The organism is Aquiflexum sp., from assembly GCF_041751335.1.
GTDB lineage: Bacteria > Bacteroidota > Bacteroidia > Cytophagales > Cyclobacteriaceae > Aquiflexum.
This window is the reverse complement of the sequence record NZ_JBGSXS010000240.1, coordinates 15,772-31,653: the sequence shown is the minus strand read 5'-3', so window position 1 is coordinate 31,653 and position 15,882 is coordinate 15,772. Positions and strand designations below refer to the sequence as shown.

The 15,882-nt window shown below is 37.5% G+C and carries 15 protein-coding genes; all 15 read right to left on the bottom strand.

What is annotated here, in order from left to right; translation table 11 throughout:
* Nucleotides 1-42: 42 nt before the first annotated feature.
* The 15 genes from ACEW8U_RS13495 to nrfD all read right to left on the bottom strand — a co-directional run bounded on the left by ACEW8U_RS13495 (nt 43) and on the right by nrfD (nt 15,867).
* The gene (locus tag ACEW8U_RS13495; protein WP_373522578.1) at nt 43-3,744 is read right to left on the bottom strand and encodes a PAS domain-containing sensor histidine kinase; all 3,702 of its coding nucleotides are present in this window, start codon (nt 3,742-3,744) and stop codon (nt 43-45) included.
* A 51-nt stretch (nt 3,745-3,795) separates the two neighbouring features.
* Entirely contained in the window at nt 3,796-4,059 is a 264-nt protein-coding gene (locus ACEW8U_RS13490) for a hypothetical protein (protein WP_373522577.1), read from the bottom strand.
* A 32-nt stretch (nt 4,060-4,091) separates the two neighbouring features.
* Nucleotides 4,092-4,646 carry a DUF420 domain-containing protein gene (locus tag ACEW8U_RS13485; RefSeq protein WP_373522576.1) on the bottom strand — a complete coding sequence of 185 codons (555 nt, stop codon included), beginning with the start codon at nt 4,644-4,646 and terminating at the stop codon, nt 4,092-4,094.
* On the bottom strand, nt 4,633-5,301 hold the full coding sequence (locus tag ACEW8U_RS13480; RefSeq protein ID WP_373522575.1) for an SCO family protein: 669 nt from the start codon (nt 5,299-5,301) through the stop codon (nt 4,633-4,635). Before ACEW8U_RS13480 ends, ACEW8U_RS13485 begins: the two co-directional genes overlap by 14 nt.
* Before the next feature lie 79 nt (nt 5,302-5,380).
* Nucleotides 5,381-5,710: a cytochrome C oxidase subunit IV family protein gene (locus ACEW8U_RS13475; RefSeq protein WP_373522574.1), complete on the bottom strand. Its 330-nt coding sequence runs from the start codon at nt 5,708-5,710 to the stop codon at nt 5,381-5,383.
* An 18-nt stretch (nt 5,711-5,728) separates the two neighbouring features.
* Nucleotides 5,729-6,505, bottom strand: coding sequence for a cytochrome c oxidase subunit 3 (locus ACEW8U_RS13470; protein ID WP_373522573.1), 777 nt, complete (start codon nt 6,503-6,505; stop codon nt 5,729-5,731).
* A 25-nt stretch (nt 6,506-6,530) separates the two neighbouring features.
* Entirely contained in the window at nt 6,531-7,112 is a 582-nt protein-coding gene (locus ACEW8U_RS13465) for a heme-copper oxidase subunit III (protein ID WP_373522572.1), read from the bottom strand.
* A 2-nt stretch (nt 7,113-7,114) separates the two neighbouring features.
* Nucleotides 7,115-8,017, bottom strand: a complete 903-nt coding sequence (cyoE, locus tag ACEW8U_RS13460; protein WP_373522571.1) for a heme o synthase — start codon at nt 8,015-8,017, stop codon at nt 7,115-7,117.
* A complete protein-coding gene (locus ACEW8U_RS13455) occupies nt 8,014-9,096 on the bottom strand; it encodes a heme A synthase (RefSeq protein WP_373522570.1) in 1,083 nt (360 codons plus the stop codon). The genes cyoE and ACEW8U_RS13455 overlap by 4 nt, the downstream gene beginning before the upstream one ends.
* Nucleotides 9,077-10,966: a cbb3-type cytochrome c oxidase subunit I gene (locus ACEW8U_RS13450; protein ID WP_373522569.1), complete on the bottom strand. Its 1,890-nt coding sequence runs from the start codon at nt 10,964-10,966 to the stop codon at nt 9,077-9,079. Before ACEW8U_RS13450 ends, ACEW8U_RS13455 begins: the two co-directional genes overlap by 20 nt.
* 16 nt (nt 10,967-10,982) lie before the next feature.
* Nucleotides 10,983-12,017: a cytochrome c oxidase subunit II gene (locus tag ACEW8U_RS13445; RefSeq protein ID WP_373522568.1), complete on the bottom strand. Its 1,035-nt coding sequence runs from the start codon at nt 12,015-12,017 to the stop codon at nt 10,983-10,985.
* 21 nt (nt 12,018-12,038) lie between these two features.
* Nucleotides 12,039-13,325: a quinol:cytochrome C oxidoreductase gene (locus ACEW8U_RS13440; RefSeq protein WP_373522567.1), complete on the bottom strand. Its 1,287-nt coding sequence runs from the start codon at nt 13,323-13,325 to the stop codon at nt 12,039-12,041.
* A gap of 2 nt (nt 13,326-13,327) precedes the next feature.
* A complete protein-coding gene (locus tag ACEW8U_RS13435; RefSeq protein WP_373522566.1) occupies nt 13,328-13,954 on the bottom strand; it encodes a cytochrome c in 627 nt (208 codons plus the stop codon).
* Nucleotides 13,955-13,967: 13 nt separating this feature from the next.
* Nucleotides 13,968-14,498: a DUF3341 domain-containing protein gene (locus ACEW8U_RS13430; protein ID WP_373522565.1), complete on the bottom strand. Its 531-nt coding sequence runs from the start codon at nt 14,496-14,498 to the stop codon at nt 13,968-13,970.
* A 4-nt stretch (nt 14,499-14,502) separates the two neighbouring features.
* Nucleotides 14,503-15,867 carry an NrfD/PsrC family molybdoenzyme membrane anchor subunit gene (gene nrfD / locus ACEW8U_RS13425; protein ID WP_373522564.1) on the bottom strand — a complete coding sequence of 455 codons (1,365 nt, stop codon included), beginning with the start codon at nt 15,865-15,867 and terminating at the stop codon, nt 14,503-14,505.
* Nucleotides 15,868-15,882 lie beyond the last annotated feature (15 nt).

Here is a 15,882-nt window from a genome sequence, read left to right as displayed (position 1 = left end):
ATCTATGGGCAGGATTTTCTAAAAAAATGACCAAACCTCATTTCACCTGACCAAATTAAATGCAAGAAAAAAAGAGGTTCCTTTCTCTTCTATGGTATTAAACCAGATCTTTCCCCCTTCTGTTTCTACTCCCCTTTTGGCAATCGCCAAACCAAGTCCTGATCCTTCAGATTTTGTACTGAAATTTGGCATAAAAATTTTATCTCTCAACTCTTTGGGAATACCTTTACCGTTATCTCGAATTTCGAGTACGACCTGATCTTCAATTATTCTGAGAAAAACATGCATTAGTGCCTTTTTTTGATGATCAGAAGCTTGAAAACCATTTATGATCAAATTGGCAATAATTCTTCCAAAAAGCTGCTTGTCTCCAAGCACTGTCAAAGTTTCTTCTTCTGTCAAATCACCAAAAATGATTTTCTCATTCTCCCTATTTTTGAAGAGTTCCAAAGTTCCCAAAACCACTGACTTAAAGTCCATCAATTCTTTTTTAGGCTGAGGCATTTTGGCAAAATTGGAAAACGATGTGGCAATATCACTAAGGGTATCAACTTGGTGGATCAAAGTCTCAATGGGCTTCTTCAGCTTTGTCGGATCATCCAGATTGCCTTCTGCCTGAAGTCTCAACAAATGCTGAAGGGTCAACTTCATAGGCGTAAGGGGGTTTTTGATTTCGTGCGCTACTTGTTTGGCCATTTCCCTCCATGCCGATTCTTTTTCAGTTTCTGCCAGCTCTTTTTTACTGGCATCCAATTTAAAGAGCATGTTATTGTATTCATTGACCAAAAGACCTATTTCATCATTAGCAGGCCAATACATTGGCTCATTATTTTCCAGACCAGTGACTTTCAGCTTTTGGGTAAGTAGCTTGAAAGGAAAGGTTAGGTTTTTGGAAACGAAGTACGAGATGAACAAAAACAATATAAAAACCAGAACAAAAATATTGATGATATTGCTCAATACATCTGCAATCAACAGGTCTAGTTCTGTTTCTGATTCAAAAAACGGCACTGCTAAAATGGCTTGGACTTCCTGTCCATCATTGGATCGAATGGCTGCATATACAGATTTAAAATTGAGGTTACCTATGGTTTCTTCCAATAGCACAAGATTATTCTGACCCTCTACCAATTCCACCATTGCATGGGGGTTGATATATGGTGTCAATACTTTTTTATCAAAAATATTCGGTTGGGAAGTGTTGATAAGAATACCTCTGTTGTCATACAAGTTGATATCAGTATTGGCATTTCCTGACAAATTATTCATAGCTTCTTCCAGTTCATCTTTTTCCAAAAGGCCGGTTCTCTGTTTTTCGATCACATTAGATAAATTGTCTTTTACGAGGGATGCCTTTTGGAGGTATTGCCTGTGAAGCTCTTCTTGATATGAATTGGTAAACAAACCGACTATGATGAGACTAATAATTAAAATTGGGAAGAAGAAAGCAAAATTGAGATATAGTTGAAGTTTGGTAGCATAGTTGAAATCAAAAGAACCCATTCTTTTGGAGAAAGTGACGGCCAAAAGACTAATGAGTGTAAAGGCAATGAAGCCCAAAAAGAACAATGAAATATCTGCGAGTATGTAATAAAAAGGATATACCGGAGAAGAAACTACAATGACCCTATCATTTTCTCTCACCCCTATATGATGGAATTTTTTTCTATAAACCCCCTTCTCATACAATATCGGTTGTTCTAAAACATTCTTCAGATCAGCTGCACGGTAATTGAACAAACCTACCCCGTACTGTAACTCCCCCTCTTCATAAACAGCAAAGTCATATTTTTTTTGATTCAGACTTCCTACGTATTTCTCATCCATTAGCAGTTTTGGGAAAACAGAACCTGCAAGAACCCTTAATTGACGTAACTCCAAAAACACAGTACCAATATAAACTTCATCCCTAAGCAAAGGAATAAATGCAAAATACTGGTTGCCCTCCCCCTCTTTTCCCTGATTGATGAAATACAAATCCCGAACCGAAGTCGCATAATCACTTTTCACATAATCCTTCCGCAGGTCATCCAACTCATTAACATTGCCCCGGTCGAGAACATTATCTCCTATGGCATTGAATACTTTGATTTTAAGAGCGTATTGGTCAAAATAATTATCCATGTGGATCTTCCTAATTTTTTTGTCAATGGACTCTTTTTGCATTAAGGGATCCACCAATGAAGTTTTAATGAAAATATCCTCACTTACCCTATTCATAATATCTGAAAGAAAAAATTCAGCCAGGATATCATTCTCTATAAGTTGTTGAGATCCAAAACTTAATTTGGACTGAAAATTCCTGCTCAAATAAACCTGATGTGAAGCAATACCTATGATGATCGCTGCAATAAGACATCCAAAAAAGAATGTCAGAAATGTATTTAATCCAATTTTGAAAATATGTCGAAACAAATTAAAATGGATAGCTGCCACCAGTAAAATAAAATGGGCCATATATGCTGCAGCCCACATCCAGTTCCAATAACCCAATCCAATCATGAAAGGAATAGAAAAATATACCAAGGTGTATATCGCTTTGGGTATAGGTACTGAATTGTCATAAAAAATCAGATTCAAAATTAAAACAGTAAACATAAAATACCCTGCTCCTCCGACAAAGACTACCAATAAGCTGATAAATTTAAACCAATCCAAAGATGGTAAGCTTAGGATATTGAGGTCCCATTGTGAATTGCTCAGAATATCAATATATAAGCCGTAAAAAACAGATAATAGGACGGTTGAAGCCAAATAGGAAAAGATTAAAAACAAACGGCTATTATACCTGATTTTCCTTGCTCCTAACCAGCTTTTAAACTCTTTGCCAGCAATATAAGCCAACAACATCCCAAATATGATGGCAAGACAAATGATATTGATAAAAAGATCCCCAAGGCTGGGATTGAAATAAGAAGAAGCATAACCTGAAGAATCAAAAATTTCAAAGTCAAAATAATCTCTTGGAAACCGAAATAATAACATCAAAGCCCTGACAATAAACAGGACCAGACCGGCATAAAGAGTTGACCTTATTTTTTCCCCTTTTCGCCAATACACAAGAACTATTTCTCTGGTCAAAATCAGGACTAAAATCAATAAAGAAAAGAAAAATATCAAAATTGCAAATTTGTTCGACTGTTCTATGGGCAAATAATCCGGGTCAAAATATACCGAAAACAAAAACTCCCCCTTGGATCCAAGAACTTCTTTATACCCCTCTTCTCTTTTTTCAGATAAAGCAACTAAACCATTTCCAAATACAAATTTATTGAAGCCCGATTGAAGAAACTCATTTTGAATATCTCTTTTAAAATAGAGCGGATACAACTGCACCAACCAAAAGCCTTTGTTGTCTCTTGAAAACCTTTTGATCTTAGAATAATAAATCCCAAACCTGTCTTCAAGGATATGCTGATTAATTTTTGGATCCACCAACTCAAAATCAGGCATAAATGAAAAGTCTGACCAATAAACCAATTCACCTGATTCGCTGAAAATATAATAGGGGTGGTTCGTTGGGATGGTAAGATTGGTAAAGGAAAGTGCCTCATCAGGCCTGTTAGCCATCAGTATCGCTATATAATCCTCATCAAATTGTAGGTCTATTTTTTGGATTTTCTTAGAAATAGGCTGCACAAGTTTTTCTGAATCATCCTTCCTCGAAAACATGAAATTAACAGCCAAAAAAACTCCAAGACTGATTAGGGCAATAAATAGAGGAACACGTTTGATTTTGTGCATAACCATAAGTTAAGCAAAAAGCAAAATCCATACCCGGACTTTGCTTTTATCTTAATATTTTTCTCCGTGAAAAATAAACTTGGCTTTTCTTTTTTTGGCATTTCTGTACCAAAAGAATCCAATTATTGCTGCAATCAAATAGGGCATTGAAAAAAGGTATAAAATCCCCATGTTTAAACCTGCCCCAATACTTGTTTCACCATTGCTGACATTGTTTTCAATTGAGGCGCGGCACATTGCACATTGGGCATAAACAGGCACCTGAATGACTAAGAACAACACAATAAAAAGAAGGGATTTTAGGACGGGTTTCATATTTAGGAAAACGTCAGATATTCTCGAATAGTTTAGAAATTGTAGTAAGGACTTATCATCAAATATACCAATACGCCTGAAAGCGTTACATACAACCAAATTGGAAATGCAAATTTAACTACTTTTCTGTGTTTTTCTCTTTGATCCGTATGTCCATAATAGTAGGCTAGCAGAATGGGGAACAAAGCCACTGCTGCAAGGATGATATGGGTGATCAGAATGAAATAATAGACACTTCTAATCAGGCCTTCCCCACCAAATGAAGTGCTTTCCGCCGTAGCATGATAAACTATATAAGAAACCAAGAAAATTGCTCCCAATCCAAAAGCTGTGGTCATAGATGCTCTATGAAATTCAATATTTCCTTTTTTAATGAAAATCACACCTGAAATCAAAGCTATGGATGCAGCTGTATTGATCACCGCATTCAGATGGGGGAGAAAATAAACCCAATCACTGGCAACATCAATTTTGGATGGCATAAAAAGCAATACTGCAACCACTACGGGTACGGCAACGGCAATCAAGGTAATCCATCTAATGATACCCTTATCTTTTGTTTGAACAAGTGAACTATTCTTTTCCATGCAATAATATTTTTGTTTCTAATATCAATCTGTCGACTTCTTCTCTTTTTGTTCCGCTATAGTACCCCCTAATTCTTCCAATGTCATCTACTAAAACAAATTTATCGCTATGAATAAATTCCTCCGGGTCGCCCAAACCATCCAATGTTGGCAGGATGAAACCACATCTTGCCAAGTTGTATATTTCCGCTTTATCACCAGTTAGGAAAAACCATTTTTCAGGTGTGGCCAAATGTTTTTGGGCATAAGATGCAAGTACTTCAGGTGTGTCATATTCAGGATCAATGGAAATGGAATAAATCTGAACATCCGACTCATTTCTGAAAGCATCATCGACTCTTTCCATCTCAGTGGACATCACAGGGCAAATACTTGGGCATGAAGTAAAAAAGAAATCAACTATGGTAATTTTGCCGTTCATTTCAGATTTACCTCGCTCTTTGTTTTCTTGTGTGAACAATCTAAACTCAGGAATATAATGCTGACCTGATTCTTCGACAATGCATTCACCAAAGGGGTTTTCTACCCCAGTCTCATATAGAATCGGGATGTCGTATCTATTGCTGCCAAAAGACTTGAGGAATACAATAATTAAAACTGGTACCATCAGGATACACAACAAAACCAAACCTTGCAAAATCCTAACTTCTTTCATTTTTCTTTGTATATATAAACAAAAAAGTAGGTCAGAGTTCTCGACCCAGACCTACTTTTTTTATTAAATCAATAAAATTTTACCATCTTAAAAGGAAGATATCACTTCCTTCTCTCATCAATGCTATTACCAACCAGACCAAGAATATCAACGGAACAATAATGGAATAAAACAAGGGTTTTGCTTCATCACCAAGGTGCATAAATTCCATCATAATATATTTTGCTTTCCAAATTGTAAGCCCAATGAATATGGCATAAAGTAGAATACCTCGTGGAAGTGTAAAAGCAAAAACAAATTCAACGAGAGTCAACAACAACAGAATACCTGCTGTTTTCCATATTTTTTTAATTTTGGCATCATTCCTTGGAGTTACCTCCAAAACTGATTTATTTTCTTGCATTGCCATATATAAATATTTTTAATTTTAGATCAAATAGAACAGGGTAAACACAAACACCCAAACCAAGTCAACAAAGTGCCAATATAAACCGATTTTCTCAACCATTTCGTAGTGACCTCTTTTTTCATAAACTCCGACTGCGGCTTGGTAAAAACATAAAAAGAGAAGGAAAACACCAAGTGTTACGTGGAAACCATGAAAGCCTGTAATAAAGAAGAATAATTGAGCGAAAGCAGCAGGTCCGTATTCATTGACTGAAAGATTGGCACCATATACCGCCTCTGTGACCACCCTTCCAAAGTTATTGACGTAAGTGATCATTGAACCACCATCTGTACCATGGATAAAGTGTGACCATTCCCAAGCTTGGCAACTCAAAAAGGTTATACCTCCCAAAAGTGTCCAAAGCAACCATTTCACAACATCATTTCTATCATTTCGATGTCCCGCCTCCACAGCCAAAACCATGGTTACTGAACTCATAATCAATATAAATGTCATCAACCCTACAAAGGCAAGTGGGATATGCACTCCATGTATAAATGGAATAGCATCAAATACCAATTCCGGAACAGGCCAATATTCATTTGATCCAACAAAAGATTCTACAGGACCAGCATAAACCGGGAAGCTTACCCTTATTGATATATAGGTGATCAATAATGCAGCAAAAGTAAAGATATCAGAAAGTAAGAAAAACCACATCATTAGTTTTCCATAGCTGGCCTTGAGGGGTTCATTTCCACCTCCCCAGACACCTCTTTTGGGACTCACCCCGATAGCAGTTGCAGACGTTGACATATTTTATATTTAATTAAAATTTCATTTAATGATTCAATAATAAGAACATAAACAGGTAAAGCCAAAGACCACCCAGAAAATGCCAATAGGTCACGCACATTTCCATTGTATCCATGTTCTTGGAATGTACCTGATATCTAAAGGACGAAATTAATACAATAATTAGAAATATCACACCGCTGACCAAGTGTAATGCATGCAGACCTGTGAAAACATAAAGAAATGAACCTGCTGGATTTCCAACAAAGAATACATCTCTATCAACCAACGCGGACCAACTATACCATTGTCCTATCAAGAACGCTACTCCAAGGATTGAGGTAATTATCATTCCAAGTCTGATTTTGCCCAGATTGTCTTTTTTTGCTGAAATAAATGCCCAATGCAAAAAAACACTACTCAAAATGATGATGGCTGAATTATACCAGAAGATATCGGGCAAATCAAACTCCAACCAATTCCCTTCTGACTGTCGTACGATATAAGCACTCGTCAATGAGGCAAATATCATGACCACCGTAACAATAAACAGCCACAAGGCAAATTTTTTGGGGTGCATTGCAATAGGCTGTTCAGCACCTTCTATATAAGCATACTTTTCTTCCATGATTAAACTTTATCTAATAAATATGCGATTTGAACAATTGGAAGGTACAAGAATGATCCGAACATGATTTTTAAAGCCGACTTTCTGGAACAATCCTTCATCAAGGAAAATGTCTGGGCCAAAAACAAAACCCCACATACTGTAGCTACAATCCCGGAATTTAGACCAGTTAATCCAAAGTAGGTGGGTAACAAACCTAATGGAATCAGAAATAGGGTGTATATCATTATCTGAATGGCTGTATTCAAATCTTTTTTACCTCCACTGGGAAGTAATTTAAAACCCGCTCTTTTGTAATCTTCATCGCTTACCCACGCTATGGCCCAGAAATGCGGAAACTGCCAGATAAACTGAATTCCAAATATAATTAATGCTTCATGAGAAATAGCACCTGTGGCCGCTGTCCACCCCAATAATGGTGGCATCGCACCAGGGATAGCCCCTACAAATACTGCAATTGGACCAACTCTTTTGAGTGGTGTGTAAACAAATACATATAGAATCATGCTCAGGATGCCAAGACCAGTAGTTAAGGGATTGGTAAAAATCCATAAAATGGAAATTCCCAAAAACGCAATTATCAAGGTGAACCAATAGGCCTCCTTCAAGGAAATCTGATTTAAAGGCAAAGGACGATTTTGGGTCCTTTTCATCAATTTATCATAATCCCGCTCCCAAATTTCATTGGCTGCACCGGATGCTCCACTAATAAGAAATCCTCCAATCATTAGAGCAAAAAATTTACCCCAAGAAAAGATTACTCCGGAGTCACCAAGAATAAATCCAAAGATAGCGGAGAAAGTTACAAGAGCTGAAAGTCTGAACTTGATCAACTCATAGTAAATCCTGGCCCTCAGAACCAAGAAATCCAATAATGTATCTTCTGTTAAATTTATAGTTCTCATGAACCTATTTTTTCAATATTTAATTTTTTTTGATCACTTAATTGTAGCAAGATGACAAACTGGATTCCTATGATCAAGGTGCCCATTAGAAGGTGAATTGGCTGAAGGAAAGCAGGAATCGCAAAATAAGCCATTCCTACACCTGTCATAATTTCAATAAATAAAACCAGTAGTAATATTTGAGACCATTTAAACACTCTCGCATGTCTGAGAGAATACTTATATACTTTATAAATAAACAGCAAATGAACCCCTAAGATCAATAATGAATAGGACCTGTGAACAAGAAATGCTAAACCTAAATTATTGATCCACTCACCCCTTAATAAATTTCCAAATTCAAATGCAACCTTGTCAACACTTTCTCTTACCTGAGTGCCCAGTACAATCTGAACAGCCATCAACATAAAGGCAAATAATAATATTACGAAAAGCCTATTGGGTTTTTCAGTCATTATTTTAACAGGATAAGCCAGTCGATGAGACTTATAATGAATATATAGCAAGAGACATACGATCAGCAATGCAAGAACCATATGTAGGGTAATCATCCATGTCAACAAATTGGTCGATACAACAACAGACCCTATCCATGCTTGAAATAGGACAAGAATCATATTGAAGAAGGCAAAGATTGGGATTACTTTATCCTGATTCCACAATGGTATTGATCTGAATAAAGTTAGAAATACCAATATTCCGATCACTGCTCCTATCAATCTATTGATATATTCGATCCATGTTTTGACTGGATTGAATTCCTCTTCTATCAGAATACTTTTGTCATTTTTAATTTCAGCGGCTTTTTTATGAAAACCGAGATTTTCCAATTGGGCTATAAACTTTTCATTTTTCTCAACCCTTTTCTCCAAGTAGATATCCTGATAATCACTTGGGAGCTGATTCACACTTGTCGGTGGAACCCAGCTCCCAAAGCATTTAGGCCAGTCGGGACATCCCATTCCGGAACCTGTACTTCGTACAATTCCTCCGACCAATATCAGAAAATAAACAGCTATCACAGTTATTAATGAAATCCTGCGAAAGCTGTTTATTGCGTTAAGATTCTTTTGATTCATTGGCTACTAATACGGCCTCTTCATCTGCAATAATCTCTTTTTCAAGTTTCACCAATTCCTGCTCATGTGGAAGATTGGATTCGGGTGTAGCAGATAATGGTACTGTCTGTGGAATAAAATCCTCCTTAGCACCAGGCTTTGAATAATCATAAGGCCATCTGAATACCGAAGGAATCTCACCCGGCCAGTTTCCGTGAGCCGGATGAAGTGGAGTAGTCCACTCCAAAGTATTGGATCTCCATGGATTCAATGATGCTACCCTTCCTCTATACATGGAATAGAAGAAATTAAATAAGAAGATAAGCTGTGCACCAAAAGTGATAAATGCTGCAACAGATACAAACATATTCAAATCTGTATACATGTTGGAAAATTCAAATCCAGTCCATGAATAGTATCTCCTTGGAAATCCTGCAATTCCAATGTAGTGCATAGGGAAAAATACAAGGTACACTCCAATGAATGTTAACCAGAAATGAATATATCCAAGTCTTGCATCCATCATCCTTCCAAACATTTTTGGGAACCAATGATAAACACCTGCCATCAATCCAAAGAAGGATGCAGATCCCATCACCAAGTGAAAGTGCGCAACGACAAAGTAAGTGTCGTGCAATTGAATATCAATGGCTGAATTACCCAAGAAAATACCAGTCAAACCACCGGAAATAAAGAAGGATACCAGACCGATGGAAAACAGCATTCCAGGTGTAAATATCAAATTACCCCTCCAAAGAGTAGTCAAATAGTTAAACACTTTTACGGCAGAAGGAATCGCAATAATCAATGTCAAGAACATGAAAATGGAACCTAGAAAAGGATTCATTCCTGATACAAACATATGGTGAGCCCAAACTACAAATGATAGGATGGTAATACCCAACATTGATATAATCATTGCTTTGTACCCAAAGATCGGTTTTCTTGAATTAGTGGCGATTACCTCAGAAGTTATTCCCAAGGCTGGTAATAGAACTATATACACTTCCGGGTGTCCCAAAAACCAAAATAAATGTTGATATAAAACCGGACTACCACCTGTATTAGGTAAAGCTTCTCCACCAATGTAAATATCCGATAAGTAGAAACTAGTACCAAAGCTCCTATCAAATACCAATAATAGCGCTGCTGAAAATAAAACGGGGAAAGATAAAAGACCAATTACGGCAGTAAGAAAGAATGCCCAAATCGTTAAAGGAAGCTTTGAGAAAGACATTCCTTTAGTCCTTAAATTAATTACAGTAGTAATATAATTAATACCTCCTAGCAACGAAGAAGCAATAAACAAAGTCATCGCAATAAGCCATAGCGTCATCCCCAATCCAGAACCTGGCATAGCCTGTTCCAATGCTGACAGCGGCGGATAGACAACCCAACCCCCTGAAGCAGGACCTGTTTCAATAAACAATGAAATGAACATCACCACTCCAGAAGTAAAAAAGAACCAATAGGAAAGCATGTTCATAAATCCTGAGGCCATGTCCCTTGCTCCAATCTGAAGGGGAATTAAGAAATTTGAGAAAGTTCCACTAAGGCCAGCTGTTAACACAAAGAATACCATAATGGTACCATGCATGGTTACCAAGGCCAAATAAAATTCAGGATCCAGTCTTCCGTCAGTAGTTATCCACCCTCCTAATATAGGTCTCAACCATTCCAGATCCATGTCTGGAAATCCAAGTTGAAGCCTGAATAAAAGAGACAAAAGACCACCTATAATTGCCCAAAATATCCCGGTAACCAAAAACTGTTTACCGATCATTTTATGGTCTTGTGTGAAAATATACTTGGTTATAAAATTCTCGTGATGTTCATGCTCGTGATGATCATGAGATGCTTCACTGTGTGTAGCTGTATGAGCTGTTGCCATAATAATAATAATTTAATTACTTATGTTCACTGATGGTGATATCAGCCAATTCTTTCAATTCGGTTGGAAGGTCAGCGACCAACGCAGGATTATTGACAATGTAAGGTTTTTGTTCAGAGAGCCACTTTTTATACTCAGCCGGCTCGACAACCCTTAATTCTTTTCTCATAGCATTGTGGCCACGACCACAGATTTCGGTGCAAGCAATTTCGTATACAAACTCAGGATTGTTTAACTCTACCCTCATTTCTTCTGTAGTCTTGGTGGCAGTAAACCAAAACCTTGTTGGCATTCCTGGGACGGCATCCATTTTCAAACGCATGTGAGGGGCAAACACTGAATGAAGGACATCTCTTGCTCTGATTCTAAATAGAACAGGCTCACCTTTAGGAATAACAACTACAGGAGAGGAGAAATCATCAAATGAGTTTTTATCAGAAAAATCTACTCCTGAAATATTTGATGCATTGGTCAATCTGTAATCGTTTTCTCCCAACACATTATCCAATCCAGGATATCTGACTTCCCATGCAAATTGATAACCCATCAATTCGACAATATGTGAATTTTCGGGAGCCGGTTTGGTTATGTCTGACCAAGCCTTCCAGCCACCAATTACCAAAGCAGCGAGAACAAAGGCTGGAACAATTGTCCAAATTAGCTCAAGTTTATTATTGTCAGGGTAAAAACTGGCTTTTCTATCTTCTTTGTACTGATACTTGTAGGGAAACCAAAACAAAAGAACATGAGTGATAAGAAAAACAACACCTGTGATGGCCATTGTAACCCAGAAAAGCTGATCTGTAATAACTCCATGCTCAGAAGCAATCGGTAACTGGTAATTATCGAACTCCTTAATAGAATACCAGAACATTAAAATACTTCCACCGACTAGGAAGAAAATAAACATCCAAGCATTGATTTTATTACTTCCCGATGCAACTTTCTTATCGCTGCCTTTAACAACAGAGACAAGAGTTTGGATTCTGTAAACCATCCATATAATGGACAGTAATAACACGATACCTATTATAATTAGAAATCCGTACATATCTTTAAATTTTTCGGACGATTAAATATGATGATGATAACTTTCCTCCAACATTGGATGATTTTTGGCAATTAAATTACCTTTTGCAAGATTATTCATGAGAACGAAAGTAAATGCAGCAGCATAAACAAGGAGCATTCCTATTTCCATTAATCCAAAACCTCCATTCTGACCAAGAGTTCCCGGTTGAATCATTAAGAAGAAATCAAACCAATGACCAATAATAATCAAGGAACAAACCAATTTAAGAAATATACCATGTCTTTTAGCATCACGTGTCATAAGAACAAGGAATGGTAGGAAGAAGTTTAAACCTAGATTTACAAAAATGAACGGGCTGTACACATCACTTTGTAGTCTTTCTACAAAGTAAAAAGTCTCTTCTGGAATGTGTGCGTAGTAGATCAACAAAAACTGTGAAAACCAGATATAAGTCCAGAAAATAGAGAATGCAAATACGAATTTCCCCAAATCATGAATATGGTTTTCATTAACCATATCTAGATATCCCCTCCCCTTTAAGAATAGGGTGACCAATGTAATCGCTGACAAGCCAGCAACAAACCAAGAGGAAAAAACATACCATCCAAACATGGTAGAGAACCAGTGGGTATCAATTGACAACACCCAATCCCAAGCTGATATTGAAGAAGAAACAGCAAAGAATATTAAGAATATTGCTGACCACTTTCTCAATCTGAAGTAATATTGATTTCCTCCATGGAGATCTTCTTCAAAAGATAAGGATTTCAGTTTATTGAAAAAGAAAATCCAAAATCCAAAAAACAATACCATTCTTATGATAAAGAAAACAGGAAAAGTCCCTTTCTCCATAGGCCAATAGAAATAAGATCCTTTACCGTCAATGATATAATCGTACTCCGGACTAGATTTATCAAATAAATATGAATGTGTCCAATGGAAGATATCATGATTGATGAAAAAGTAACTTACAATCATCAAAACTCCAGCTATCGGTAACCAATGTCCAAATGATAGCATAATTCTTTGAATACCAACTGACCAACCCGCCTGTGCAGCATATTGGATGGCAAAGAAGAAAACACCAATCACCGAAATCCCTGTAAAGTAGACATTGTTGATCCAAATGTTGGCAAAAAGCCTCTGATACCAATGGAATGCATGTCCATCCCCTTCGGCATGTTCATGGCTTCCCGTCATTGCAAAGACAATTCCAGCAGCCAAAATAACTGCACCAATAACCAATGCAATTATGATTGATTTTTTCAGCGCAGCTGTGAAATCAAATTTTTGTTCCAAATTATAATTAGTTGTACCGTGCGCCATGATTATTGCTTTTGAATTTCTTGTTTGACATAGTGAACAATTTTCCAAATTCTTTCTTGTGGTATCTGTGAGCCATGGGCTCCCATTCTCCCTTTACCCTTCATGATAACATGAAAAATATGTCCTTCGGGAAGATTGATGTAGGCCCCGCCTTTAAGGTTGGCTACACCACCTACGACTTGGCCAGCCAGACCATCGCCTTCTCCACCGGCACCATGACAGGTAGCGCAATATTGTGTATACAATACCTTACCTTCTGCTAATACTTTGTCAGAAAATTCTATTGGATTTTCAATTAAAGCAGCAGGTTCCAACTCAAATGCCTTCAATCTATATGGTAGAGATCCATCCTTCGTTCTAGGAACGGTATTAGCAACAGGTTCTCTCATATTCATCCTGTATGGATTGTTGATATTACTGTTGAAAAACTCTCCTTTACCATCTTCCCGTGAAGAAAGCCAACTTCCCTCATCTTCATTGATGATTTGGGTCAAAGGCTCATATGCCACTGAATTGTACATTTGGGGTGCATATTCATATCCAGGATTGTCTCCAGAGGCTCCACATGACAACATTCCAAAGGACATTGCCACAAAACCGATTAAATATATAAAATGTCTGATTTTCATATTCTCCAATTACCTATTCAAAACTTTTTTTATTGACCTCAGAGGCATCTGCTGATTTGAGCGCTTCTCTTAGTTTTTCCTCACCGAAATTAGCATTTACTGCCAAATCAATTGCCAAGACATGTTTATCATCAGTGATTCTTAAATCAAATATTTTAGGTTGGCCCCAAGGCTTGAGATTGCTTGATATCAAGAAAACTCCCACCATACCAAATGCGGACAGAAGTACTGTCATTTCAAAGGTTACAGGAATAAATGATGGAAAAGCTGCAAAGTCTTTACCGCCTATAATCATTGGCCAATCAAATTTCATCATATAAAACTGCATGGTCAAGGCCAAAATTGTTCCCAGTAATCCGAAAAGAAAGGCTGCTATAGGTAAACGGCTCCTATTATATCCCAATACCTCATCCAAACCATGGACAGGAAAAGGTGAATAAACCTCATGGATTTTGATCCCAGCTTTTCTGATTTTGACAACTGCATCCATTAAAACATCCTCATCTTCATACACTCCGAGGATAAAATTCTTATCTCTTTCCATGCTTTTATTTATTTATTTTTTTTGAGGAAGATTTTAAAATAGATTTTACTTCAAACATATTGATCACCGGGAAAAACTTCGCAAATAAGAAGAAGAAGGTGAAAAACAACCCGAAGGTAAATAGGTAAACACCAACATCAGACAAGGTGGGATAAAACATTGCCCATGAAGATGGAAGGAAATCCCTATGTAAAGAAGTAACAATAATTACAAATCTTTCAAACCACATTCCTGTATTTACTACCAAAGAAAGAATGAATGTCGCCACAATGGATGTTCTGATTTTTTTGAACCAGAAAAGCTGTGGAGAAATCACATTACAAGTCATCATGATCCAATAAGCCCATGCATAAGGTCCGAACATCCTGTTCATAAATGCATACTGCTCGGCGGCTACTCCGGAATACCAAGCCATGAAAAATTCAGTGATATAAGCAATACCTACAATTGACCCAGTGATAATGATCACTATATTCATCAATTCAATATGCCCGATTGTGATGTAATCTTCCAAGTGGAAAACTTTTCTTGTTACAATCATCAAAGTCAACACCATTGCAAACCCTGAGAAAATCGCTCCCGCCACAAAATAAGGGGGGAAGATCGTAGTATGCCAACCAGGAATAACGGATGTAGCAAAGTCAAAGGATACGATAGTATGTACAGATAACACAAGTGGAGTAGCCAACCCTGCTAAAATCAATGCCACGGTTTCAAATCTACTCCAAGTTTTTGCGGCACCGTCCCACCCAAGGGCCAAAGCTCCATATATAGATTTACGGATTCCTGTTGCCCTATCTCTGATGGTTGCAAAGTCAGGGACTAAGCTGACATACCAGAAAACCAATGAAACTGAGAAATAAGTCGATATGGCAAATACGTCCCAAAGTAGAGGTGAGTTAAAATTAACCCATAAAGACCCAAATGTATTCGGTAATGGAAGTGCCCAATAAGCACCAAGCCAAGGACGTCCCATGTGGATAATAGGGAACATAGCTGCACAGATTACTGCGAATATAGTCATGGCTTCTGCAGCCCTGTTAATGGCCATTCTCCATTTCTGTCTGAACAACAATAGTACAGCTGAAATCAATGTACCTGCGTGGCCGATACCAACCCACCAAACAAAGTTTGTTATATCCCAAGCCCAACCAACAGTTTTGTTGAGACCCCACATCCCAATACCTTCCCAAAGGGTGGCAGCCAAGGCAATGAATCCTAGCGCCAATGCTCCCACCGATACAAGGAAGGCGAGTAACCAAGACATACTTGGCTTGCCCTCCACTTGTCTGGAGATGTCATGGGTGACGTCTTTTAAGGTTTTACCGCCGGTAATCAGCGGATCGCGTACGGATGAAGTAACCTGCATATCTTATAAAATTAT

What these genes read in the sequence shown, in the direction of transcription:
- ACEW8U_RS13435 (WP_373522566.1), bottom strand. Translation starts at nt 13,954, where the DNA reads ATGAAAATCAGACATTTTATATATTTAATCGGTTTTGTGGCAATGTCC.
- ACEW8U_RS13440 (WP_373522567.1), bottom strand. Translation starts at nt 13,325, where the DNA reads ATGGCGCACGGTACAACTAATTATAATTTGGAACAAAAATTTGATTTC.
- ACEW8U_RS13445 (WP_373522568.1), bottom strand. Translation starts at nt 12,017, where the DNA reads ATGTACGGATTTCTAATTATAATAGGTATCGTGTTATTACTGTCCATT.
- ACEW8U_RS13485 (WP_373522576.1), bottom strand. Translation starts at nt 4,646, where the DNA reads ATGGAAAAGAATAGTTCACTTGTTCAAACAAAAGATAAGGGTATCATT.
- cyoE (WP_373522571.1), bottom strand. Translation starts at nt 8,017, where the DNA reads ATGAGAACTATAAATTTAACAGAAGATACATTATTGGATTTCTTGGTT.
- ACEW8U_RS13470 (WP_373522573.1), bottom strand. Translation starts at nt 6,505, where the DNA reads ATGTCAACGTCTGCAACTGCTATCGGGGTGAGTCCCAAAAGAGGTGTC.
- ACEW8U_RS13490 (WP_373522577.1), bottom strand. Translation starts at nt 4,059, where the DNA reads ATGAAACCCGTCCTAAAATCCCTTCTTTTTATTGTGTTGTTCTTAGTC.
- ACEW8U_RS13450 (WP_373522569.1), bottom strand. Translation starts at nt 10,966, where the DNA reads ATGGCAACAGCTCATACAGCTACACACAGTGAAGCATCTCATGATCAT.
- ACEW8U_RS13495 (WP_373522578.1), bottom strand. Translation starts at nt 3,744, where the DNA reads ATGCACAAAATCAAACGTGTTCCTCTATTTATTGCCCTAATCAGTCTT.
- ACEW8U_RS13430 (WP_373522565.1), bottom strand. Translation starts at nt 14,498, where the DNA reads ATGGAAAGAGATAAGAATTTTATCCTCGGAGTGTATGAAGATGAGGAT.
- ACEW8U_RS13455 (WP_373522570.1), bottom strand. Translation starts at nt 9,096, where the DNA reads ATGAATCAAAAGAATCTTAACGCAATAAACAGCTTTCGCAGGATTTCA.
- ACEW8U_RS13465 (WP_373522572.1), bottom strand. Translation starts at nt 7,112, where the DNA reads ATGGAAGAAAAGTATGCTTATATAGAAGGTGCTGAACAGCCTATTGCA.
- nrfD (WP_373522564.1), bottom strand. Translation starts at nt 15,867, where the DNA reads ATGCAGGTTACTTCATCCGTACGCGATCCGCTGATTACCGGCGGTAAA.
- ACEW8U_RS13480 (WP_373522575.1), bottom strand. Translation starts at nt 5,301, where the DNA reads ATGAAAGAAGTTAGGATTTTGCAAGGTTTGGTTTTGTTGTGTATCCTG.
- ACEW8U_RS13475 (WP_373522574.1), bottom strand. Translation starts at nt 5,710, where the DNA reads ATGGCAATGCAAGAAAATAAATCAGTTTTGGAGGTAACTCCAAGGAAT.